Here is a 21,064-nt window from a genome sequence, read left to right on the forward strand (position 1 = left end):
ACTCGCCCCGTCAAGGGCGGGACCGGCTGCGGCTGCTCAGGCCTTCGGCTCCGGCTCCTGCGGATCGGCCGCGCCGTCGGGTGCCGCCCCGGTCCTGCGGCGCGCGCGCGCCTGCTGCTTGCGCCGTCCGAGGTTGGCCCGCAGCCGCTCGGCCAGCCGCGCCGTACGGGCAGCCCGGTCCTCCGCCTTGCCGTGGGATTTGGGGCGGGACCGGGCACCGGCATCGGGGTCGTCATGGTCAGACATCTGCGCTCCTGAACCAGACTGAGCGATAGCCAGTTCGCCGGCCTTGCGTCAACGGGCATGCACCCCGCCGCCGGCGGCTGATTCGCCGCCAAATTCCGTAGAAGACAACGAAATACCGGATTTCGCAAAAGCCGGCCAAAAGCCGCGTGTCGCGCTTGCGCCGGCCGGCCGGCTGTGGCAGTTTCCGCGCCCGACGCCGGCCGGGCCTGCAGGCCCGAGCGCCGGTTTGTCGTTTTCGGCCCGCCGACTCCTCCGGGGCAATCCGGAGAGGCATACGGGGCTGCTGTAGCTCAGTGGTAGAGCACCTCATTGGTAATGAGGAGGTCGACAGTTCAATCCTGTCCAGCAGCACCATTTCATATCCCCTTCCGATAATTGCACCTTACGCCAAATGGACAACTTGCCTGCCCCGATTCGGCATGGCATGACCGTACCGGTCGAGCAGCTGGCAACCGGCGGCGCGATGCCCATCCAAATTGACTGTCCGACATGGCCCGCGGTCTTCGTACTTTCCTTCTCGCGCTCGTTTCCCTCGGGTCGCTTCTGGCCACTCTGTACCTGGTCGGGGTCGAAACCGTTATCGAGACGCTGCGCTCGATTCACTGGCTGGGCATTGTCGGCGCCGCCCTGCTGATCCTGATCAATTCCCTGTTGTCGCTGCTGCGCTTCCGTTCGGTGCTGCGCGGCTTCGGATTTTCGCCAGGCTGGCGCAGCCTGTTCTTCGCCCATTCGATCGGCCAGGTCTCCAATCAGATTCTGTTGAACGTGATCGGCCAGAGTCTCAGCCGTGCCGCCGCCCTGGCTGTGGACGGCGTGCCGTTCAGCGCATCGGTGATCGCGACATACTGGGAGCGCATCCAGGCTGCCGCCATCCTGTTCCTGCTAAGCCTGGCCAGCCTGTGGTATTTGTTTTTCAACATCCATCTCGACCTGGCGCCTGCCGGCCTCTCCATGGTGTCGCTGTCGGCCGCCCTTGCCGTCACGTCGATTGTTGTGGCCGTGACGGTCCTGCGCCCGGCCGGGGCATTCGACAATCTGTCCAACCGTCTGCGCATCGTCCTGCGCCTCTGGCCCGGCCTGCTGCTGACCCTGTTTGCGCATGGCTGCATGCTCGGCGCCTATCTGAGTCTGTTATGGGGCCTGGGCCTAACGCAAATCGATGGCGGCATGGTTGCCGCCCTGATCATCGTCATGTTCACCTCCAGCCTGCCGATCAGTTTCTCCGGCTGGGGCATTCGCGAGCTCAGCGCGGCCCAGGCGCTGGGTGCGGTGGGCGTGGGGGAATCGACCGCCGTGGCGAGTGCGGTTGCCATCGGACTGCTGTACCTGTTCCTGGTCGTGATCTTTGCCGCAGTCAGTACCGCGATCATGCTGCGGCATCGCAAGAAGTATGCGACACCGCAACCGGCCGCAGCCACGGCCGCAACCCCGACGATCGACTGGAGCAAGCTGGGACTGACGGCCTGCTCCCTGCTCTGCGCCATGTTTCTGTTCTTCCAGTTGCGCATTCCACTGCGCAGCGGTGAGCTGACCGCCAATATCGCCGACCTGATCGCGCTGACCTGCCTTGGCCTGGCGCCCTATTTCCTGTGGACTCACCGCCGTACACTACCGCTGCCAAAAATCCTGCTGGCCGGCCTGACCGCTGTTTCCGCCGTGATCGTTTTCGCGCTGCTGTATGGCTACAGCAGGTTCGGCTGGACGAACTGGGCTTTCTTCAATCGCGGCTTCGGCTGGCTGATCATCCTGGGTTATGTCGCCACCGGCCTGTCGATTACGCTGACCGGCAACGAACAGCATCGCCGCGTGATCCTGGCCGCCTTCGTTGCCACCGGTGCAGCAACAGCAGCACTGCAGCTCATCCTGCTGCTCACCATCCTGAGCGGTGTTCGAATCCCGCACGATGTCTTTTCGCTGCCGTTGCAGGGTTACGCCGGAAACACCAACGCTTTCGCGGTGCAGATGATCATGACCGCGGCAGCCGCAATCGCAGCCCATCATCTGGGTATCTTCGGTCGACGGAAATATTTCCTGCCACTGATCCTGAGCCTTGCTGGGTCGTCGATTTATTTCTGCCATTCCCGGGCAGGCCTTGGTATGTTCGCCATCGCGCTGGCGGTGATGATGCTGTTCCCAGCCAGTAAGTCGCGGCGCTCTTTGTTGCCAGCGCTGCTATGGCCGATCATCGCAATCATATTCTCTTCGCAACTATATCTGATCTACGGCTTCGTCCTGGCCGGCATTCCCAAGCTATTCACCTCCGGCAAACCCGCGATCGCCGACAGTAACTACGTCAACATCGTTACGAGCTTGCTGCAGGTCAGCATGGAGCGTCAGTCTGGCGATCTCGAACGCTGGACCAGCATTCTCGAAGGCTGGGACATGTGGCTGGAGAGTCCGCTGATCGGCAACGGACTCGGCGCCTATATGCAGCACCGCCTGGCCACCACCGGCGGCGCACTGATCATTCACTCGGTTCCGGTCTGGCTGCTGGCGGAAACCGGCCTGGTCGGTTTCTGCGTGGTCGCCGGCAGTTTTGCCGGGCTGCTGGTATATGCCTGGCGCCTGCAGGCCCGGCCGACTGCAGCGGGCTGGGGAGCCGGCCTGATGATCGCCCTGGTCTGCATTGCGGCCGGTTCGGCAGTGCACGACTTTTTCTTCCAGCGCAGTTTCTGGTTCCTGCTGGGGCTGTTTATTGCAATGCCCGTGGTCAGCAAATCTCCCGGCAAGGCCTGATCGCGCCCCATCGGGGTATGCAGCACCAAGCCTGAACGCCGGATTTGACGACAATCCGCCATCGTGGGGTAGACTTGCCCGGATGACGCGGCGAACCCTCTTCTCCGACGAGCCGGCGCTCGACGCCGTCGCCCGCTATTGGGCACGACAGCGCCAGGGCCGCCGCATGCCCGACCGCGCCGATATCGATCCGCTCGATCTGCCGCCGGCGATCTGGCCGAACCTGCTGATCACCGAACCCGCGGGTGACGGTGTCTGGCGCTATCGCCTGGTCGGTTCGGCCCATGTCGAACGATACGGCATGGATTTCACCGGCAAAACCCTGCACGACATCATGCAGGGCAGTTATCGCGATTACATGACGCATATTTATGACGCCGCTTTCCATGATCGCTTGCCAGTCTATTCAGAAAGCGTGTTTCGCTGGGATGCGGCCGGTTTTGCGATGACGCGGCGTCTGATGCTGCCGCTCAGCCATGGCGAGACAGACCGCCCGGCCCTGGTCTTCAGCATACAGGTCTGGCCGACGGCGATGCCGGTGCAGCCGCGTTCGATCACCGACATCAGCCGCAGCGGTGGCTTCAAGGATGGCTTCTTCCTGCGCCTCGATATCGAAAGCTTCCAGCCGCTGCCGGATGCCGGAGAGGATGTCGGGGGCTGACGCGGAAAACCCGGCCGGCGACTGGCAGGGTCAGGGCAGCGGGATGGTGACCTGGTAGCGGCTGATCACCTGCAGCGGCACGCTGCCGGTATTGGTGACCGCAATATAGGCGCGCCCATAGCGATCATAGAGTTCGGTCCTGCCATTGGCCGGCACGGCAATGCTGGCGCCGCCGGTGGGGAGCTGCAGGCTGCCGGCGATGCTGCCGCTGTTGATGACGGTGATGGTGGTGTAGCCGCTACGGTCGGCAACATCGATCTGCATCGTGGTGCCCGGTGCCACGGTGTAGCTGCCAGCCTGAACCGGGGCCGCAAGCGTAAGCGTCGCCGCAAAGACCGCGGCCGCAGCAAAGAGAGGGGCGGTGGATTGGATGCTTGTCATGGTCAGTCTCCAGGCCGTTCACGCGGCAATGCACAGCAGCAACAGATCGATTGGAGAGAAGTGTATGGTTCGTTTTCCAACAGCCAAGGGATAGCGGCGCGAAAGGCGCCACCCTGCGGCGAGCGTCACAGCTTTAAATACAAGCCGCCTTAGTAATCGGCCTAAAGTGATAATTCGTTAGGCATTTTCGTCATAATAGAATAAATTTTGTTAACGCTGCACGCAGGGGTCGGCCTGGGGGGAGAAGGTTATGGGGCAGCAATATCCATTCGTTAATTATCAGATCGACGGCAAGGTGGTGACCTTAATCATGGTTTCCGAAGCCGGCGTCTCGACCCCGGAAATGGCGCAGCGGTCGATGGCCGCGTTCAAACAGCGCCTGAAGAAGGATGAGGTTGTGCTGGTGGCCAAAGGCGTAAGCCTGGCGCCGATTTTCATTGGTGCCAAATCCTTCGTCGACAAGCTGAAAGATGTGCCGCTTCACAGCATTCCGTGGGGCAAGGTCGAGATGTAACGGTATCCGCCGGATATCGCCTGCCGTTTCAGCCTGCCGCTCCAATCCTCACTTCCCGAAATCCATCCGGCCGCCGCCGAACTGCACGCCCTCAGCGGGCATTTCATAGGCATCGCGTTCAAAGGTCTCGACATCGCCGATGGTGATCTCATGTTCCTCGACGATGCTGGGATTGTGCGTGTGAATCTGGCCGTCGAGTTTGATACAGCCCAGCAGATGATCGATGCGCTCGCCGGTATTCGAAAGTGGCAGAAGCACGCGTGAATAGCGGATATACGGGCGCCCCGCGAGATGCAGCGTGTTCTTGCGGTAATGCACCTTACGGTCGAAGGCGGCAATGCAGAAGCCTTCGTCGAAAAATTCGCGCAGCGGCGAACGCAGCGCCTCGTCGAGCCAGCGGCCATGCAGCTTGGCCTGCACCATAGCCTCGACATCGCTGCCGGCGAGACGATAGCGGAAGCGCTGTTCCTCGTGATCGACCTCGATGATGAACAGCGACGACAGCAGGAACCGGATTTCGCCCGGTTCAATAGCCGCGCGCGGCGGCGGAAACCGGTTGGTCTTTTTCGACAGCCAGTAGAAATACAGTTGCCGTAAATCTTCGTCGTCGATCTTCTCGGCGAAGCGCATGGAATTCTTCCCTGCCAGCTTGAGGGCCAATCTCATAAATATGCCTGAAAGCCAAGCTAGGCCATATCTTCGTACAATCGGATAAATCGATAATTTTATAGAGAGAAATCAATCTTCTCTCTGATGCTGCCATCCAGCCTGCCTCGGAGGCGACCTTCATCCATCCGCAGGCGCGCGCTCCGCGCACCAATCTGCACCATCCGACGGCGACAGCGGAGCAAGCTCCTCTCGCTTCGCTGTCACTGCAGGAGCCGGTGTCAAAACCGGCTCCCGTCTTTTTCAATCGATGAATATGGTGCCCTTCGGCTTGGCGATGTGGCGCACCGGTCCGGGCGGCGGCAGGCCCTTGCAGTCCTGCAGACTGGCGCCGCCAAGATTGACATCGGTGAATTGCGCCTGGCTGAAATCGACGCCTTCGATCCGCGCCCCCCGCATGTCGACGCCATTCAGGTTGGCGCCGGCAACCTGAGGCGCAAACATCCGCCCCGTCGGGCGACCGTCGGGCGTCGTCAGTTCGGCACTGGCCAGGCGCGCATTGCGGAAGGTGGCCGCGGCCAGATTCGCCTCGCCGAAGATGGTGCCGGCGCAGTTTGCCTCATCGAAGTTGCCGCGCTGCAGATCGCAGCGCGTGAAGTTGGTGAAGGTGAGCTGGGCGCAGACGAAATGCGCATCGGCGAGACCCGCATCGGTGAAATCCGCGGCGCGCAGATCGCAGCCGGAGAAATCGGTGCCACGCAGCCTGCGACCGGAGAAGTTGGCCCGTTCACCCTCGGCACCGCCGGTGGCGATCCAGCGCGAATGGTTGGCCAGCATCGCCTCGATCTCACCATGCATGACGGCATTGGCGCTGCGCATCGCCGCGCCGATCAGATTGGCGCCGGTGACATTGACGGTGCTGAGATCGACATTGCGCAGATTGGCGCCACGCAGATCGGCACCGCGCAGCTGGGCACCATCCAGCCTGGCCCCCAGCAGATTGCATTCCTTCATTTTCGCTTCGGTGAAATCTGCGCCGCTGAGATCGGCGCCGGCGAGATTGACGCCATAGAGATTGGCACGGGCGAAGTTGGTACCGCGCGCCGAGGCCACCGCCAGATCGGCTTCCTCAAGCTGGGCGAGCGACAAGTCGGCACCATCGAGATCGGCGCCGCGCAGGGTGGTGATCTGGCGGCGTTCGCCGTCCTTATCCTGAATCTGCATCTGACCTGGGCGCATATCGGCCTGACGCAGGCAGGCGCCGCGCAGACTGGCGCTGTGGAAATTGGCGCCGCGCAGATCGGCACGATCAAGCTGGGCCTGTTTCAGATCGGCAACGGCGAAATCGGCAGCGAAGAGGTCGGCGCGGCGCAGGCTGACATTGGCCAGGCCGGCGCCGACGAAGCGGCAGGCCGCCAGCACGGCATCATCCAGCGGCGCGCCTTCCAGAATCAGCCAGGAGAAATCCTCGTCACGCCGTTTCAGACGCTCGCCCCCCTGGCGCTGCGCCAGATAGGCGGCATGACGCGAAATGGCGTGGATCAGGGTGGGTGGTGGCAGATGTCGGTCTGTCATCCTGGCCTTCTGTCAGCGATGCATCGCAACCTTAGCGGGCCCGTGCGACAGCGCCAATGGGTTCCTTGCGGGTTTCCGGGATATTCGCGGGTTTAGCCTGCCGTCAATGCACGCTGCAATGCCCGGCGCGCCAGACCGGACCGCCCCAAGGGCCGGGTGAACGGCGCGCTACTCGGCCACGCCGCTGAGGCCGATGCAGTTCCGCACATCGGCGCCGGAGAAATTGGCGCGTCCGAGCTTGGCACGGCTGAGATCGATATGATCGAGCACCGCGCCACGCAGATCGGCACCGGTCAGATCGGTATCGATCAGGATGGGATACAGCGTGCGGCCGGTCGCCTGATGGCTGGCGCTGAACAGCGGCGCTCCGACCAGCTTGGCGCCCCGGAACGTCGCCTCGGCCATAGTCGCGCTGGTGAAATTGACGCCGCCGAGATCGGCCTGATCGAAATTCGCCTTGTTCAGATCGGCCCCCAGGAAACTGGCGAACAGCAGCTGCGCCGAGCTGAAATCGGCCGCCTTGAGATCGCAGCCATGCAATTCGGCCCCCCGCAGGTCGCAGCTGGAGAAATCGCAGCCGGCCAGTTTCTTGCCACTCAGAATGGCCCGCGATCCCTCGGAACCGCCGGTGGCGATCCAGCGGCTATGGGCATGCAGGATGACCTCGATCTCGGTCGGCAGGTTGGCCGCCTTGCGGTAGGTTGCCGTGGAAAGGTCGACACCCTTCAGATTGACCTTGGTCAGATCGACATTGCGCAGATTGGCGCCGCGCAGATCGGCGCCCTGCAGCAGCGCGCCTTCCAGGCGGGCCCCGATCAGATTGACATCGCGCAGACGGGCCGCGGTGAGATTGGCGCCCGACAGGTCGGCACCGGCCAGGTTGACGGCAAACATGCTGGCATTGGCGAAATTCGCACCCGTCGCCGACGACACCGCCATATTGGCTTCGTCGAGCTGGGCCGAGCGCAGATCGGCACCATCCAGCTTGGCTTCGGACAGATTGGCCGACTGCGCCTTGGTGCCGCCGCTTTCGGTCACGATTTGGCCGGGCCGCAGATCGGCCTGGTTCAGCGAGGCGCCGCGCAGGATCGTCCTCATCATATTGGCGCCGCGCAGATCGGCACGATCCAGGATCGCGCCCGACAGGTCAGCGCGCATGAAGTCAACCGCAAACAGGTCAGCGCGGCGCAGCTCGGCCTTCACCAGCGAGCTGCCGCTCAGGATGCAGCGCGCCAGGACCGCATCGTTCAGCTTGGCGTTGTCGAGCCTGAAAAACGAGAAATCCTCGCCGCGGCGCTGCAGACGCTCGCCTTCACTGCGCCCGCCGGCCCAGGCGGCATGGCGGGACAGGGCAACAGTCAGCTGCTGCGGTGGGAAGCGAAGTTCAGGCATACCGTTTTCGTTTAACGAGAAAAGTCGTCGTAGCTTCACTATTTAGTAGATTTACGCACCAGTTCATTCTTGCATCAAGGGTATTTATTGCACCCTAGCAGGCGAGGGGCGCGGCTGGGCAGTGGAGAAGCGGTAACGGTTCGGGAAAGTCATTAACAGGCGGCGTCGGGTCAGCGCTTGATCCCGATGCATTCCCGGAATTCGGCACCCTGCAGATTGGCACCGGGCATCTTGGCTTCACTGAAGTCGATGCCCTCGAAAGTGGCCCCGCGCATATCGGCGGCGGTCAGGTCGGCCTGCTCGAAGCGCGGGTAGATCACCTTGCCGGTGCGCTGATTCCGCGCGTTGTAAAGTTCGACGCCAACCACCCGGGCCCCGCGCCAGCGGCTGGCAGCCAGATGGGCACGGACGAAATTGGTGCCGCTCAGATCGGCCATATCGAAATTCGCCTTGGCCAGATTGGCCTCGACGAAACTGGCGAACATCATCTGGGCATTGGAGAAATCGGCGCCGTCCAGGGAAGCGCCGTGCAATTCGGCGCCGCGCAGGTCGCAGCCGGAGAAATTGCAGCCGTCGAGCTTCTGGCCGCTGAGCACGGCGCGCACGCCCTCGGCGCCATTGGTGGCGATCCACAGGCTGTGCGCCTTCAGCGTCGCCTCGACATCCTCGGGTAGCTGGTCGCCCTTGCGATAGATCGCGCCCTGCAGGGATACGCCATCGAGATCCACCTTGCTGAGATCGATATTGCGCAGATTGGCGCCGCGCAGATCGACGCCCTTGAGCTTGGCCCCGGCGAGGTTGGCGCCAATGAGGTTGGCATCCTTCAGCTTGGCGCCGGAGAGATTGGCACCGCCGAGATCGGCGCCGGCCAGATTGACGGCAAACAGGCTGGCATTGGCGAAGTTCGCACCCGTTGCCGAAGAGACCGACATGCTGGCTTCGTCGAGCTGGGAATTCTTGAAATCGGCACCATCGAGCTTGGCACCGTCGAGATTGGCATTGACCTGTTTGCTCTCGCTGGTCTCGGCGATCATGATCTGGCCGGGCCGCAGGTCGACCTGGCTGAGCGAGGCATTACGCAGGATGGCGCGGCCCATATTGGCGCCGCGCAGATCGGCGCGGTCGAGCACAACGCGGGTCAGGTCGGCATTCTGGAAATCGGCGCAGAAAAGGTCGGCGCGGCGCAATTCGGCGTTGGTCAGCGACGCATTGCCAAAGCCGGCGCGGGACAGGATCGCGTCATCGAGCTTGGCGCCATCCAGCTTGAGGTTCTCGTAATGCACGCCGCTCTGCTGCAACCGCGTGCCGCCCGGGCGGCCGGCCAGAAAGGCGGCGTGGCGGGAGAGGGTTACCTGGACCTCATGCGGCGGTATATTGCGATCGGCCATAGCGTTGAACATCGTCTGTCACCCGGGGACCGGGTAAGTTACAAAACGCTAATGTTTCGCCGTTTTCCGCGCAACTCCTAAGTGAAATTATGACAGATTCTTACTATTATTGTTTTTAATCTTGAATCATAATGGTTTAGCGCGCGATACAGAACGCATACCGGTGCAATTGCGCAAATCCGCGCCAGCAATATTCACCTTGTCAAAGGTTGTGCTGGCAAAATCGACGCCTTCTACCACGGCACCACGCAGGTCGGCCCCGGTCAGATCGGCATTGTCAAAGCGCGGGAAAATGGTCTTGCCGGTGCGCTGGTTGAGCGCATTGAAGATCTCCACACCAACCAGTTGTGCGGCCCGGAAAGCGGCACCGAGCAGGATGGCGCCGGAAAAATTCGCGCCGCCCAGACTGGCCTGATCGAAATTCGCCTTGCGCAGATCGGCACCGACAAAGCTGGTGAACAGCAGCTGACTCTTGGTGAAATAGGCGCCGGCCAGATTGGTGTCGTGGAAGACCGCTGCGCGCAGATCGCAGCTGGAAAAATCGATGCCGGGCAGCTTCATGCCGGTGAAGACCGCGCGTTCGCCGCTCAGGCCGTTGGATGCGATCCATTTGCCATGCGCCAGCAGCTTTTCCTCGATCTCGGCCGGCAGCTTGGCGCCGCGATAGATCGCGCCCTGCATCATCGCGCCGCTGAGATCGGCATTGCTCAGATCGACGCTGCGCAGGTTGGCGCCGCGCAGATCGCAGTTCGCCAGCTTGGCACCGTCGAGATTGGCACCGACGAAAGTGGTGTCTTTCAGCTTGGCGCCGGAGAAATCGGCGCCGCTGAGATCGGCGCCGGTGAGATTGGCGGCAAACAGCGAGGCACCGACGAATGTGGCATTCATCGCATTGGCATTGGACATATTGGCATGATCCAGATGCGCATGCCCGAGATTGGCCTCTTCCAGGTTGGCGCCCGACAGATTGACCGGCACGTCCTGCTTTTTCTCTTTCTCGCCGCCCTCACCCTCTTTCACATGCTGGATGATCTGGCCCGGACGCAGATCGGCCTGGCGGAACGAGGTTTTTTTCAGCACCGCCATGAGGAAATTGGCGCCGCGCAGGTCGGCGCGCTCGAAATTCGTGCCGGTCAGATCGGCGCGGGTGAAATCGCTGCCGAACAGATCGGCGCGCAGGAATGTCGCCGACTTCAGCGACGAACCGGCAAAGCTGCAGCCCGGCAGGATGGCATCGTCGAAGGCCGCGCCATCGAGGCGCAGATCGGAAAAGTCGTCGGCACGGCATTGCAGGCGTACACCGCCCGGCCGGCTGGTAAGATAAGCATTATGGCGCGACAAGGCCCAGACAACGGGCTCCGGCGGTATCCGCGCGGACATGGCGATGATTTCAGTCTTCAGTTGGACAATACGATGACGGTTCGATTGCCACTCTAGAGAAACCGGTCTGCTGCCGCCATGCTTTTGTCAGGAGATCAAGACCTTAATCGGGCTTTTCAGAATCTGGGGCAGCCGGTAGTGTTATCGTATTCAACAGGGGAAGTGTCGATGGCATCCGCCAAACAGGGACGTGGCAAGGCCGGCAAAAAGACCGTCGGCCAGAGCAAGGCCAAAACAACTGCTGATAAAGGTGACGCCAACCGGCGCCGGTTTGACCGTCGCGACACGCATATTGTCGCCCAGATCGAGCATGACGGCGCCCTGGTGAGCGGCATGGTGACGAATTTGTCGCTGGAAGGCTGCCTGTTCGCGCCGCGACTGGAGATCCCCGTCGGCGCCCGCGTCAAGCTGAAGCTGGCCGGCGAGAACAAGTCCGTGCCCGCCACCGTGAAGGGCGTCAGCGATCTGGGCGTGCATTGCCTGCTGCATGCCGGCGGCGCCACGCTGGGCCGCCTTTCGGTCGAAGTCGACGACATGGCGTTGCTGATGCTCAATGCCGGTCGCCCGCATGCGGTGCCGCCACGCGCCGTGCCGGCCGCCAAGGCGGCGCGCACGAAAAAGAAGATCACGAAGAAAAAGATCATCGTGAAGAAGAAAGCCGCTGCGGCAAAGCCGGCGGCAACGAAAAAGAAAGCAGCGAAGAAGGCCGTGAAGAAACCGGCGGCGAAAACGCGCGGCCGCTAGACCTTACGCCGGCACCACTTCGGCCACCGACCACTGCCCGGCTGCTTCGGTGGCAAAGACCAGGATGCTGTCGTTGCCTACCGCCACGGTCTCAGGCACCGCTGCGGCCTTGCGCTCAAGCCGGATCTGCGCGGTATTCGCCGGCATGCCGTAGAAGCGCGGGCCATTGAGCGAGGCAAAGGTCTCCAGCCTGTCGAGCGCATTTTCCTCGGCGAAGACCTGCGCATAGCATTGCATGGCAGTCGGCGCATTGAAGATGCCGGCACAGCCGCAGGCGGCCTCCTTCAGATGCACGAAATGCGGCGCCGTATCGGTGCCGAGGAAGAAACAGGCCTCGCCTGACGTGGCCGCCTTGCGCAGGGCCAGACGGTGATGCTCGCGTTTGGCGATCGGCAGGCAATAGAGATGCGGTCGCACACCGCCCTCGAAAATCGAGCTGCGGTTGATCATCAGATGATGTGGCGTGATGGTGGCACCCATCTGCGCCGCATGGGCGCGCACGAAATCGGCGGCTTCCGCTGTAGTGATATGCTCCAGCACCACCTTCAGGCCGGGGAAATCCTTCAGCAGCTTGCCGAGGATGCGCTCGAGGAAAACGGTTTCGCGGTCGAAGATATCGACGCTGTGATCGGTCACTTCGCCATGCAGCAGGATCGGCATGCCGATCTTTTCCATCATCGCCAGCACGCTGTGGATACGCGCAATGTCGGTGACGCCGGCCTGTGAATTGGTGGTGGCGCCGGCCGGATAGAGCTTGGCCGCGACCCAGACGCCGCGTTTGAAGCCATCGGCGATATCGGCCGGATCGGTGTTGTCGGTAAGATAGGCCGTCATCAGCGGCTGGAAGCGCGAGCCGGGCTGCAGGGCTGCCAGAATCCGCCTGCGATAGGCTTCGGCCAGTGCCGTGGTGGTGACCGGCGGTTTCAGATTCGGCATCACGATGGCGCGGGCGAACTGCGCCGCGGTATGCGGCAGAACGGCAGCCATCACCTCGCCATCGCGCAGATGCACATGCCAGTCGTCGGGCTGGCGAATCACCACGGCGGCGCTCTTGGTGGTACTGTCGCTGCTGCTCATCGGAACCCTCGGAATCTGATCCCGCATGCATACGCGATTTGTGCTTTTCCGGCCAGTCTCCGGCCGTTTGGGCCGCCGCATTTGCACCGCGAGTGGTTTCATTTCTGCACCCCCCGGTCTTGCCGCTTGCCTGGGCCGGCGCCGCCATCAGATATAGGACAGGCACCACCGGAGGGACTCATGGCCGACCTGCTTTATCTGGACGATCTCAAGGTCGGCCAGCGCTTTGCCAGCACGGGATCGCTGGCCGTGGACGAGGCGCGCATCAAGAGCTTTGCCGCCGAATTCGACCCGCAGCCCTTTCACCTCGACGATGCCGCCGCCCGGCCCACCCTGTTCGGCGGCCTGGCCGCCAGCGGCTGGCATACCGCGGCGATGACCATGAAAATGGTGACTGATGGCGGCATCCCGATTGCCGGCGGCATCATCGGCGCCAGCGGCGAACTGGCCTGGCCGAAACCGACACGGCCGGGCGACGTGCTGCGGGTGACGGCCGAGGTGCTGGAGATCACGCCATCGAAGTCGCGACCCGACCGCGGCATGATCACCATGCGCATCGAGACGCAGAACCAGAAGGGTGAAGCCGTTCAGGTCTTCACCGTGAAAATGGTGGTGCCGCGCCGGACACCGGCAGGCTGAACGGCCCGCCGGCCAGTGCCTTCAGCCGCTGGCCTTCACCCTGGTGCGGAAGGCATGCAGCAGCGGCTCGGTATAGCCGTTCGGCTGCCGGAAGCCTTCGAATACCAGGGCGCGCGCCGCCTGGTATGCGAGACTGTTGTCCGGATCGGTTGCCATCGGGCGATAGAGCGGGTCGCCGGCATTCTGCGCATCCACCTTGGCGGCCATGCGTTTGAAGGCGGCATCGACCTGCTCCTTCGTGCAGACCCCATGCAGCAGCCAGTTGGCCATATGCTGGGAGGAAATGCGCAAGGTGGCGCGATCTTCCATCAGGCCGATATCGTGGATGTCAGGCACCTTCGAACAGCCGACGCCCTGGTCGACCCAGCGCACGACATAGCCGAGAATGCCCTGCGCGTTGTTGTCGAGTTCGTCCTTCACGTCCTGCTCTGAAAAATTCTGCCCGGTGGCGAGCGGAATGGTGAGCAGGGCATCGAGCGACGGCACCGGCTGCCTCGCCACCTCGGCCTGCCGGCCGAACACGTCGACCGCATGGTAATGCGTGGCATGCAGGGTGGCGGCCGTCGGGCTCGGCACCCAGGCGGTGTTGGCGCCGGTTTTCGGATGGCCGATCTTCTGTTCCAGCATGTCGGCCATGCGATCCGGTGCCGCCCACATGCCCTTGCCGATCTGCGCCCTGCCCGACAGGCCGCAGGCGAGACCGATGGCGACGTTGCGCTCTTCATAGGCCTTGATCCAGCTCGACGCCTTCATATCGGCCTTGCGCACCATCGGACCGGCCTGCATCGAGGTGTGCATCTCGTCGCCGGTGCGGTCGAGGAAGCCGGTGTTGATGAAGATGATGCGATGCCGCACGGCATGGATGCAGGCGGCCAGATTAGCCGAGGTGCGGCGTTCCTCGTCCATCACGCCGACCTTGATCGTGTAGCGCTCCAGTCCGAGCAGGTCCTCGACGGCATCGAACAGCCGGTCGGTGAACGCCGCCTCTTCCGGCCCGTGCATCTTCGGCTTGACGATGCAGACCGAGCCGGCGCGGCTATTGACGAAGCGGCCCTGCTTTTTTAGGTCGTGCAGCGCGATCAGGCTGGTGACGATGGCATCGAGGATGCCTTCCGGCGCCTCGCTGCCATCGGGCAGGCGGATCGCCGGGTTGGTCATCAGATGGCCGACATTGCGCACCAGCAGCAGCGAGCGGCCGGACAGCGTGAGCCTGCCGCCGCCGGCAGCGGTATAATCGCGATCTGGTTCGAGCGCGCGGGTCATGGTCCTGCCGCCCTTCTCGAAGCTGGCTTCGAGATTGCCCTTCATCAGGCCGAGCCAGTTGGCATAGGCCGCGACCTTGTCCTCGGCATCCACCGCGGCAACGGAATCCTCAAGATCGACAATCGTCGTGAGCGCCGATTCCAGAATCACATCCGACAGGCCGGCCGGATCGTCCCGGCCGATCGGATGCGCACGGTCGATCACCAGTTCGATATGCAGGCCGTTATGCCTGAGCAGCACGGCCGAGGGACTGGCCGCATCGCCGCGATACCCGACAAAAGCATTTGAGTCCTTCAGCGCCGGCGACAGGGCGCCATCCTTGATCGACCAGCCCTTCACATCGGCATGGCTGCCCGAGGCCAGCGGCACGGCGGCATCGAGGAAGGCCCTGGCTTTCGCGATCACCTTCGCGCCGCGCGCCGGATCATAACCCTTCTTCTCGTTCGCCTCATGCGGGATCGCATCAGTGCCGTAATAGGCATCGTACAGGCTGCCCCAGCGCGCATTGGCCGCATTGAGCAGGAAGCGCGCATTCAGTACCGGCACCACCAGCTGCGGGCCGGCCATGCGGGCGATCTCGTCATCCACCCGGGTGCTGTCGATCCTGAACGGCGCCGGCTCGGGCACCAGATAGCCGATCTCCTTCAGGAAGGCCTGGTAGGCCGTGGCATCGAAGCTCTGGCCTTTGCGCGCGGCATGCCATGTATCGATTTTTTCCTGGAGCTGGTCGCGCTTGAGCAACAGCGCGCGGTTCTCCGGCGTGAAGCGGGCGAAGATGGCGGCTACGCCGGACCAGAAGGCGGCCGGTTCGAGCCCGGTGCCCGGCAGGGCCTGCTGCTCGATGAAACCGGCGAGGTCCCCGGCAACCGTGAGGCCGGCCTTGTCGATGGTCCTGATCATGGCGTTCCCTGCACTTTCTAAAACTGCCGCAGGCTAGCAGAGCCGGAATTCATTCTGTAGATGAAAAGAATTGAACGCAGTCGTTCTCTATGGGAAACAATAATTCATGGACAGGGAATACGAGCTGTTTGCCCGGGTGATCGAGACTGGCAGCCTGGCCGCTGCCGGCCGCACACTGAAGCTGTCGCCTGCCATGGTGTCGAAGCGGATCGCGGCACTGGAGGAGCGGCTCGGCGCCCGGCTGCTGCACCGGACCACGCGCAAACTGGCCACCACCGAAGCGGGCCAGCGGTTTTATGAACGGGTGGTCGAAATCCTGGCGGCCTCGCGCGAGGCGGAAAATCTGGTCACCGGCGTGAGCGGCGCGCCATCGGGCCGCCTGCGGCTGACCGCGCCGACCTCGTTTGGCCGGCTGCATGTGGCGCCGCATCTGAAACCCTTCCTCGATGCCTGGCCACGGCTGGAAATCGAACTCGACCTGTCGGACGGCTATGTGGATCTGGTGGCCGAGCGGATCGACCTGGCCATCCGCATCGCACCAAGTGGCGTTTCCGGGATCGAAAACGGCCTGACCGGGCACCGGCTGGCGCCAAACCGCCGCGTGCTTTGTGCCAGTCCAGGCTATCTGAAACAGCATGGCGCACCGACACGGCTGCAGGACCTGCGACGCCATCGCCTGCTGGCGGCGGCGGCGCAGTTGCCATGGCGGCTGCAGGGCCGCGCCGGTACGGTTCTGGTGCAAGGCGAAAGCGTGGTGCGCACCAATTCCAGCGAGGTGGTGCGCGAACTGGCGATTGCCGGCATGGGTATCGCGCTGCGCTCGACCTGGGACATTGGTGCAGAGCTAAGGAACGGGATTCTGCAAGTCGTGCTGCCCGAGCATCCGGGTGCCACCGATGTCAGCATTTTCGCCGTACATCCGGTGACCAATTTCGTGCCGGCCGGCGTGCGCGCCTTCATCGATCATCTGCGCGCGATCTACGGGCCGATCCCGGGCTGGGATCGCGCCCTGAAAATCTGACCCGGCGGCCGATCACCCGACCAGGCGAAAACTGCCCGTCAGATAATCCCATTCGACCAGCCAGGACCGGTCGGCTGCGCTGCCCAGCAGGGATTCCTGTGTCAGGCACCAGCACGGCCGGAAACCGTCGCTGGAGGCCGTCTGCACCGACCAGCGCATGGCGGCTGCGGATTCGCCGCTATCCTGCCGCACCAGGAAGCCGGTGGCGCCGCGTTTTTCGGCCGCGGCCTGCAGGCGCTGCGTGATGGCCAGGTCGGCATGATCGATTTCAGCCACCACGGCGCCATAGCCGAGCTTTTCACCGAGGGCTTCTTCAGCGGCCCAGCAACGGTCGCCGGCACGCGGCGTGGTGACCACCGTGAGCCGGCGATGATCGAGGCCGAGCTGCGCCAGCGCCGGCGCATGCAGGCCGGCACCCGACGTGACCCAGAGAATCTGCGCCTGCCGCCTGTCACGCCCGAGCAGGGCGGCGAGGAAACCGCTGACCGTGGCGCGCTCGCCGACGATGTCGTGCAGCGCACCGCGGGTGAAGCCTTCCAGGCCATCGATCTGCGGAATGCCCAGCGTCAGGCCCTGCTGGCTGAAGCGGCCAAGCTGGCGGAGCAGGCCGGCGCCGAAACGCGACGGGGTGATAGACGAAGACGGGGCGATATACGAAGACCGGGCGATATACGAAACCGGGCGCTGCTGACCATGGCTGGGCTGAACAGGCTGAAGCTGGGCGGAACGGGACATCGGGCGGGCTCCTCATGGATCGAGGCTTATGTTCTACTTCTGATCCATAAAGTACGCTATATGTTCTTATTCCTAAGCTAGGACCGGAGTATTGCTGGAAAACCAGTAAATACGACCAGCAGAACCTGCAGGACAGCCCTCCTGTCGCCGCGTTCAGGCGACTTTGGCGCGCGGATCGACCCGGGCCAGACGGGCCAGCATGTAATCCACCTCGGCCCGCGCCTTCGGCCCCAGCACCGGGCCGGGTTTGCGCTGGGCATCGCTGGCCAGGATGCCGCGTTTCATCATCGTGTATTTGCGCACGGCGAGGCCGATACTCTGCTGCTGCTCGTAGCGCAGCAGCGGCAGATGCGCGTCGAACAGATCATGCGCCGCATCGCGGTTGCCCGCCTTCTGGAACCGCACGACATCGACCAGCATTTCCGGGAAGGCATAGCCGGTCATGGCACCATCGGCGCCGCGCTCCATCTCGAAATCGAGGAACAGGCCGCCATTACCGGTCAGGATCGATATTTCGCGCATGGAGCCATCGGCCTGGAAGCCGCGCAGGGCGGTGATCTTTTCCAGCCCCGGCCAGTCTTCGTGCTTCAGCATCACGCAGGAAGGATGATCCTGCACGATCTGGCGGATCACCTTCGGTGTCATCTGCACCGACAGCGTGAGCGGGTAGTCCTGGATCACGAAGGGAATGTCGTCGCCGATCGCCTCGATCGCCTGGCGGTAATAACCGGTGATCTGGTCGTCGGTGCGCAAGGAAGGGATCGGCGCGATCATCACCCCGGCGGCGCCGCGCTCCATGCTGGCGCGCGCCAGCGAACGCATGGCGGCAAAGCCCGGTGCCGAGACGCCGACGATCACCGGCAGATTTTTCATGCCCCTGATGAAACGGGTGGCGATGGCGAGCGATTCTTCCGGTTCCAGTTTGGGCGCCTCGCCCATGATGCCGAGCACGGTCACGCCGGTGGCGCCGGCAGCGAGATAGGTCTCGATCAGTCTGTCGGTCGAGGCTTCGTCAATCCGGCCATCGGGATGGAAGGCCGTGGGCGCGATCGGATAGACGCCAGCCGCGGTGTGATCGAGACGCATGTGGTTTCTCCCTTGTCGCAGCCGGTGTTTGCCGCGTTGGCACCATCCTGCCATCCGTACTGCGCCGATGGAAATAAAAAGGCGCCGCCATGATCGCTCACGGCGGCGCCAGGACGGATGTCAGGGAAGATCAACCCTTGATGAAGTCGAGCAGATCCTTGTTGAGCTGGTCCTTGTGGGTATCGGTCAGGCCATGCGGCGCGCCCGCATAAACCTTCAGCGTGGCATTCTTGATCAGCTTGGAGGACATCAGCGCGGCAGCGCCAATCGGCACGATCTGGTCGTCATCGCCATGCAGCACCAGGGTGGGGATATCGAACTTCTTCAGGTCTTCGGTGAAATCGGTTTCCGAGAAAGCCTTGATGCAGTCATAGGTACTCTTGTGGCCGCCCATCATGCCCTGCAGCCAGAAACTGTCGATCATGCCCTGGCTGGCTTTGGCGCCCGGCCGGTTGAAGCCGAAGAACGGGCCGCCGGCAATATCCTTGTAGAGCTGCGAGCGATCCTTGACCGAGCCGGCGCGGATGCCGTCGAACACTTCGAGCGGAAGCCCGCCGGGATTGGCGGCGGTCTTGAGCATCAGCGGCGGCACGGCGCTGATCAGGGCGGCCTTGGCCAGCCGCCTGGTGCCGTGACGGCCGATATAGCGGGCGACTTCGCCGCCGCCGGTGGAAAAACCGATCAGGATGGCGTCCTTGAGATCCAGTGCCTCGAACACCGCCGCCAGATCGTCGGCATAGGTGTCCATCTCGTTGCCGTCCCAGGTCTGGGTCGAACGGCCATGGCCGCGACGGTCATGGCCGATAGCGCGATAGCCGTTGCCGGCGACATGGAACATCTGCGATTCCCAGCTGTCGGCGCTCAACGGCCAGCCATGACTGAACACCACCGGCTGCCCCTTGCCCCAGTCCTTGTAGTAAACCTGTGTGCCGTCCTTGGTCGTGACAAAGCTCATAGCTGTCTCCTTTGGTCGTTGCGAAGAACAAGAAGGATGCGACGGGACCCTAACCTAGCGATCCGCGAGCGGCGCAGTAAACACCATATTGACGACAGTTTTTTTAAATGTACTATCAGTACAGTATTTATCCTGTGTGCTGCGCCTGAAAATTGGGCGGCGGATTCCCTGGAGTGAGCCTCGATGAGCGATGTGCAATTCACCGGAACGCAACGCCCGATCACGCCGCTGCAGCTGCGCGCGCTCTGCGCCAAAAGCAACGCGCCGGCCCTGCTCCGCATCACCGTGCAATACGCCACCATCCTCGGCACCGGCTGGCTGATTCATCTGGCGGCCGCTCGGGAGGCCTGGTGGTGGCTGGTCCCGCTGGTGATCGCCCAGGCCTATTTCATCGGCTTCCAGTTCATGGCGGTGCATGAAACGGCGCATAAAACCGCATTCCGCACCCGCTGGATCAATGCCGTGGTGGGCCAGACATCGGGGGCGCTGATCATGCTGCCCTATGAATATTACACGCTGTTCCACTGGGATCATCACCGCTACACCCAGGACGAGGCGCGCGACCCGGAGCTGCTGTTCAAGACCGTACCGCGCAACTGGCTGGCGCTGGCTTTCACTTTCACCGGCATCACCCAGGTGCTGAAACGCTTCCTGCTGATGGCGCGCCATGCCATCACCGGCAGAGTCACCGCACCGTGGATTCCGGAGGCCAGGCGTGGCCTCATTGTGCTGGAAGCGCGACTCTATCTGCTGGTCTATGCCACGTTGCTGGCCAGCTCACTGGCGCTACAGACCGCGGCGCTGCTCTGGGCCTGGCTGCTGCCGCTGTTCATCGGGCAGCTGATGCTGCGACCCTATCTGCTGTCGGAACATACCGGCTGCGCGACGACGCCGAGCGCGTTTGAGAATACCCGCACCACCTATACCAATGCGGCGATGCACTGGTTCGCCTGGAACATGCCCTATCACGCCGAGCATCACGCCTATCCCTCGGTGCCGTTCCACGCCCTGCCGAAACTCAATGCGCTGATCGACAGCCATATCCTGCATAAGGGCCAGGGATATCTGAATGTTTATCGCGAAGTGTGGGGCCACCTGCGCAGCCGCGCCGGTCAGTCGGGCAGCAGCACCGAGTCGACCAGCGCGCGGGCATGAGCCGGCGTCACACGCCGCAGCCCGAACAGAAACTGGTAGAAGAGCGTGCCGTAGATGCGGTCGTAAAGTTCGCTGGCCGGAACCGACCGGCGAAATTTCCCTTGTGACTGGCCGCGCTGGATCACCTTCACGCCGATCCCCTTGCGCGCCTTGAGATAACGGTCGCGGAACAGCACGCCCGAACCGTTTTTCGCCATATCTTCGGCGATCACCGCCAGCTGCACCTTGCCGAAATCCTGGTTCAGCGCCCTGGCATAGGCAGCGGCATGATCGCGCAGGATGGTGAGCGGATCGCCCTGCTCCGGCAGTGGCACCATCACCGCGGCCTGGCGCAGGAAGGCATCGATCAGCAGCGCATCGCGCGACGGCCACCATTTGTAGATGGTCATCTTCGAGACCTGCGACTCACGCGCGATGGCATCGACGGTAGTGGCATTCAGCCCGATCGAGGCTGCCAGACGATAGGCGGCATCGAGGATGGCGGCTTCGGTTTCCAGCGAGCGCGGCCGGCCGCGTTTGGCCGGAGGTTTGGCAGCCGGGGCTTTGGGCGGAGGTGTTTTCAGTGCTTTCGCCCGGGTGTTTCTGATCATGGCACCATCGAAGCAACCGG

At 63.0% G+C, this 21,064-nt stretch carries 20 protein-coding genes and 1 tRNA gene; 8 read left to right on the forward strand and 13 right to left on the reverse strand.

Annotated features, from left to right (window positions below):
* Positions 1-36: 36 nt before the first annotated feature.
* Positions 37-246, reverse strand: a complete 210-nt coding sequence (locus OJJ21_RS05215) for a hypothetical protein (RefSeq protein ID WP_297683843.1) — start codon at positions 244-246, stop codon at positions 37-39.
* A 279-nt stretch (positions 247-525) separates the two neighbouring features.
* On the opposite strand from OJJ21_RS05215, the gene OJJ21_RS05220 reads away from it, so the two are divergent.
* The 3 genes from OJJ21_RS05220 (at position 526) to OJJ21_RS05230 (ending at position 3,643) form a co-directional block, all read left to right on the forward strand.
* Positions 526-600 (forward strand) — tRNA-Thr (locus tag OJJ21_RS05220).
* A gap of 135 nt (positions 601-735) precedes the next feature.
* Positions 736-2,982 (forward strand): lysylphosphatidylglycerol synthase transmembrane domain-containing protein, encoded by a 2,247-nt coding sequence (locus tag OJJ21_RS05225; protein ID WP_297683845.1) that lies wholly within the window; start codon positions 736-738, stop codon positions 2,980-2,982.
* 82 nt (positions 2,983-3,064) lie between these two features.
* Positions 3,065-3,643, forward strand: a complete 579-nt coding sequence (locus OJJ21_RS05230; protein ID WP_297683847.1) for a PAS domain-containing protein — start codon at positions 3,065-3,067, stop codon at positions 3,641-3,643.
* 30 nt (positions 3,644-3,673) lie between these two features.
* Here OJJ21_RS05230 and OJJ21_RS05235 read toward each other — a convergent pair whose 3' ends face one another.
* A complete protein-coding gene (locus OJJ21_RS05235; RefSeq protein WP_297683848.1) occupies positions 3,674-4,024 on the reverse strand; it encodes a hypothetical protein in 351 nt (116 codons plus the stop codon).
* A 250-nt stretch (positions 4,025-4,274) separates the two neighbouring features.
* Here OJJ21_RS05235 and OJJ21_RS05240 point away from each other — a divergent pair, with 250 nt between their 5' ends.
* Entirely contained in the window at positions 4,275-4,538 is a 264-nt protein-coding gene (locus tag OJJ21_RS05240; protein WP_297683850.1) for a hypothetical protein, read from the forward strand.
* 48 nt (positions 4,539-4,586) lie between these two features.
* On the opposite strand, the gene OJJ21_RS05245 is transcribed toward OJJ21_RS05240, so the two are convergent.
* The 5 genes from OJJ21_RS05245 to OJJ21_RS05265 all read right to left on the reverse strand — a co-directional run bounded on the left by OJJ21_RS05245 (position 4,587) and on the right by OJJ21_RS05265 (position 10,840).
* The gene (locus OJJ21_RS05245) at positions 4,587-5,168 is read right to left on the reverse strand and encodes a PAS domain-containing protein (RefSeq protein ID WP_297683851.1); all 582 of its coding nucleotides are present in this window, start codon (positions 5,166-5,168) and stop codon (positions 4,587-4,589) included.
* 279 nt (positions 5,169-5,447) lie between these two features.
* A complete protein-coding gene (locus OJJ21_RS05250) occupies positions 5,448-6,719 on the reverse strand; it encodes a pentapeptide repeat-containing protein (protein WP_297683853.1) in 1,272 nt (423 codons plus the stop codon).
* Between the two features lie 168 nt (positions 6,720-6,887).
* Positions 6,888-8,111 (reverse strand): pentapeptide repeat-containing protein, encoded by a 1,224-nt coding sequence (locus OJJ21_RS05255; protein WP_297683855.1) that lies wholly within the window; start codon positions 8,109-8,111, stop codon positions 6,888-6,890.
* A 170-nt stretch (positions 8,112-8,281) separates the two neighbouring features.
* On the reverse strand, positions 8,282-9,499 hold the full coding sequence (locus OJJ21_RS05260) for a pentapeptide repeat-containing protein (protein WP_297683857.1): 1,218 nt from the start codon (positions 9,497-9,499) through the stop codon (positions 8,282-8,284).
* A 126-nt stretch (positions 9,500-9,625) separates the two neighbouring features.
* Positions 9,626-10,840, reverse strand: a complete 1,215-nt coding sequence (locus OJJ21_RS05265) for a pentapeptide repeat-containing protein (RefSeq protein WP_297683859.1) — start codon at positions 10,838-10,840, stop codon at positions 9,626-9,628.
* Positions 10,841-11,047: 207 nt separating this feature from the next.
* On the opposite strand from OJJ21_RS05265, the gene OJJ21_RS05270 reads away from it, so the two are divergent.
* Positions 11,048-11,623, forward strand: coding sequence for a PilZ domain-containing protein (locus tag OJJ21_RS05270; RefSeq protein WP_297683861.1), 576 nt, complete (start codon positions 11,048-11,050; stop codon positions 11,621-11,623).
* A 3-nt stretch (positions 11,624-11,626) separates the two neighbouring features.
* Here OJJ21_RS05270 and pyrC read toward each other — a convergent pair whose 3' ends face one another.
* Positions 11,627-12,700: a dihydroorotase gene (gene pyrC / locus OJJ21_RS05275; protein WP_297683863.1), complete on the reverse strand. Its 1,074-nt coding sequence runs from the start codon at positions 12,698-12,700 to the stop codon at positions 11,627-11,629.
* Between the two features lie 180 nt (positions 12,701-12,880).
* Here pyrC and OJJ21_RS05280 point away from each other — a divergent pair, with 180 nt between their 5' ends.
* Positions 12,881-13,339 carry a MaoC family dehydratase gene (locus OJJ21_RS05280; protein WP_297683865.1) on the forward strand — a complete coding sequence of 153 codons (459 nt, stop codon included), beginning with the start codon at positions 12,881-12,883 and terminating at the stop codon, positions 13,337-13,339.
* 21 nt (positions 13,340-13,360) lie between these two features.
* On the opposite strand, the gene OJJ21_RS05285 is transcribed toward OJJ21_RS05280, so the two are convergent.
* Positions 13,361-15,502, reverse strand: coding sequence for a malate synthase G (locus tag OJJ21_RS05285; protein WP_297683867.1), 2,142 nt, complete (start codon positions 15,500-15,502; stop codon positions 13,361-13,363).
* Between the two features lie 106 nt (positions 15,503-15,608).
* Between OJJ21_RS05285 and OJJ21_RS05290 the strand changes: the two genes are divergently transcribed.
* Positions 15,609-16,523 (forward strand): LysR family transcriptional regulator, encoded by a 915-nt coding sequence (locus OJJ21_RS05290; protein ID WP_297683868.1) that lies wholly within the window; start codon positions 15,609-15,611, stop codon positions 16,521-16,523.
* Between the two features lie 12 nt (positions 16,524-16,535).
* Here OJJ21_RS05290 and OJJ21_RS05295 read toward each other — a convergent pair whose 3' ends face one another.
* From OJJ21_RS05295 to OJJ21_RS05305, 3 genes are all read right to left on the reverse strand, one after another.
* Positions 16,536-17,258, reverse strand: coding sequence for a hypothetical protein (locus tag OJJ21_RS05295; protein WP_297683870.1), 723 nt, complete (start codon positions 17,256-17,258; stop codon positions 16,536-16,538).
* A 153-nt stretch (positions 17,259-17,411) separates the two neighbouring features.
* Positions 17,412-18,344 carry a dihydrodipicolinate synthase family protein gene (locus tag OJJ21_RS05300; RefSeq protein ID WP_297683872.1) on the reverse strand — a complete coding sequence of 311 codons (933 nt, stop codon included), beginning with the start codon at positions 18,342-18,344 and terminating at the stop codon, positions 17,412-17,414.
* Between the two features lie 130 nt (positions 18,345-18,474).
* Complete coding sequence (locus tag OJJ21_RS05305) at positions 18,475-19,299, reverse strand: alpha/beta hydrolase (RefSeq protein ID WP_297683874.1); 825 nt, start codon at positions 19,297-19,299, stop codon at positions 18,475-18,477.
* A gap of 183 nt (positions 19,300-19,482) precedes the next feature.
* Between OJJ21_RS05305 and OJJ21_RS05310 the strand changes: the two genes are divergently transcribed.
* Positions 19,483-20,454 (forward strand): fatty acid desaturase, encoded by a 972-nt coding sequence (locus OJJ21_RS05310; protein WP_297683876.1) that lies wholly within the window; start codon positions 19,483-19,485, stop codon positions 20,452-20,454.
* Here OJJ21_RS05310 and OJJ21_RS05315 read toward each other — a convergent pair.
* Entirely contained in the window at positions 20,412-21,044 is a 633-nt protein-coding gene (locus OJJ21_RS05315; protein WP_297683878.1) for a TetR/AcrR family transcriptional regulator, read from the reverse strand. The genes OJJ21_RS05310 and OJJ21_RS05315 overlap by 43 nt on opposite strands.
* Between the last annotated feature and the right edge of the window lie 20 nt (positions 21,045-21,064).

Source organism: Ferrovibrio sp., from assembly GCF_025869515.1.
Lineage (GTDB): Bacteria > Pseudomonadota > Alphaproteobacteria > Ferrovibrionales > Ferrovibrionaceae > Ferrovibrio.